General features: G+C 70.6%; 2 protein-coding genes. Both read left to right on the forward strand.

The genetic code is table 11. The annotated features are described in order from the left end of the window. Window positions 1–205 precede the first annotated feature (205 nt). Window positions 206–538 (forward strand): hypothetical protein, encoded by a 333-nt coding sequence (locus HC022_RS25355; protein WP_167454235.1) that lies wholly within the window; start codon window positions 206–208, stop codon window positions 536–538. 75 nt (window positions 539–613) lie between these two features. Next, window positions 614–1928 (forward strand): cobaltochelatase subunit CobT (locus HC022_RS25360; protein ID WP_167454236.1); only part of this gene is annotated, 1315 nt, incomplete at its 3' end.

Below are 1928 nucleotides of genomic sequence, written 5' to 3' on the forward strand. Positions count from 1 at the left end.
GCACCGCTACGCGCTTTCGGGCGACCGCCAGAGCGCCGTCCTGCAGCGCCGCATCGGCGCGCGCTGCGACGCGCTGCTGCCTGCCCCCGGGACGAAGTGACCTACGGCCCCGGACGGGGAGAACGCTAAAATTCGTTGCAGATTCATCGCGGAATCGCACGGGCGGGTCAGCGAACGGTAACGTCTCCGCCCCCAGAGTGGCGCCATGTGCCGCACCCGACCTCTGCTCTGGCTCCTGGCCGCCCTCGCGCTGATCTCGGCGCCCCTGCGGGCGGCGGTCGCCGGCGACACCGCGCAACTGGCCGAGAACTATGCCTTTCGCCGCGACTGGACCATCGCGCTTTTCGAGGCGACCAGCGCCGCGATTCCGGGCGACGAGGCGCAGCGCGCGCTGTCGATCTCGCGCCACCGCGCCCGCCGCGAACACAAGAGCCTGCTCGACACCGCAAGCTTCAACCAGGACCCACGCCGCGCCCGGCTGGCGCTCGCCACCGCCCTGCGCCACCTCATGCCCTGCCACGAGCTGCTGACCCGCTGATCCGACCGCACCATCGCGCTATTCCAACCGCTTTGCCCCTTGCCAATTGCGCCGCGCGGCGCGAAACCTGTGGCTATGGCGCGTAATGACGACAACCCCGCAGATCCCTTCAAGAAAGCCCTGGCCGAGGCGACCAAGGTCATGGCCGACGATTCCGACCTGACGGTGAACTACACCGTCGACCCGTCGGGCGTATCGGGCGACATCATGCGCCTGCCGCAGGTCTCGCGCCGGATGACGCGCGACGAGGTCCTGCTCGCGCGCGGCACCGCCGACGCCTTGGCGCTCTATCGCCGCTACCACGACGCCGGCACCCACGCCCGCTACGCCCCACCGGGCGACATGGCGCGCGAGCTCTACGAGGCGATGGAAACCGCCCGCTGCGAGGCGATGGGCGCGCGCGACATGCCCGGCACCGCCGGCAACATCGACGCCAAGATCGGCCACGAGGCCGCGCGCCGCGGCTATGGCCAGATCACCCAGCCCTCCGAGGCGCCGCTGCCGGTGGCCGCGGGCTACCTGATCCGCCACCTCGCCACCGGCCGCGACCTGCCCAAGGACGCCAGCCACGTCATGGAACTGTGGCGCGGCTTCATCGAGGACCAGGCCGGCGGCACGCTCGAGGACCTGCAGGAGAAACTCTCCGACCAGGCCGCCTTCGCGCGCTTCGCCCGCCAGATGATCACCGACCTCGGCTACGGCGACCAGCTCGGCGATGACCCCGATCAGCTCGACGACGAGGATCAGGACGAGGCCGAACCCGATGGTGCCGAGGAGGAACAAGCCGATTCCACCGGCCAGGACGACCAGCAGCAGGACGAGGCCGAGGCCTCGCCCGAGCAGAGCCAGGACGAGACCCAGGACGCCAGCCAGGCGCAGGTCTCGGCCGACGACATGGCCGACCAGGAGATGGGCGAGGAAACCGAGATGCCCGAGGGCGAGGCGCCGATGGAGCCGCCCGCCCCCGCCCCGGTCTCCGAGGCCGACCCGACCTACAAGGTCTACGACGGCACCCACGACGAGGAGATCCCCGCCGAGGAGCTGGCCGAACCGCAGGAACTCGAGCGGCTGCGCGCCTATCTCGACCAGCAGCTCGAACCGCTGAAGGGCGCCGTCTCGCGGCTCGCCAACAAGCTGCAGCGCCGCCTGCAGGCGCAGCAGAACCGCAGCTGGGAGTTCGACCGCGAGGAAGGCATCCTCGACGCCGGCCGTCTCGCCCGCGTGGTCGCGAACCCGACGACGCCGCTGTCGTTCAAGGTCGAGAAGGACACCGAGTTCCGCGACACCGTGGTGACGCTGCTGCTCGACAACTCCGGCTCCATGCGCGGCCGGCCGATTTCCATTGCGGCGATCTGCGCCGATGTCCTCGCCCGCACCCTCGAGCGCTGCA

The organism is Salipiger sp. HF18 (genome assembly GCF_011806505.1).
Classification (GTDB): domain Bacteria; phylum Pseudomonadota; class Alphaproteobacteria; order Rhodobacterales; family Rhodobacteraceae; genus Salipiger; species Salipiger thiooxidans.

Coding starts and splice junctions, on each gene's coding strand:
- HC022_RS25355 (WP_167454235.1), top strand. CDS start 206: ATGTGCCGCACCCGACCTCTGCTCTGGCTCCTGGCCGCCCTCGCGCTG.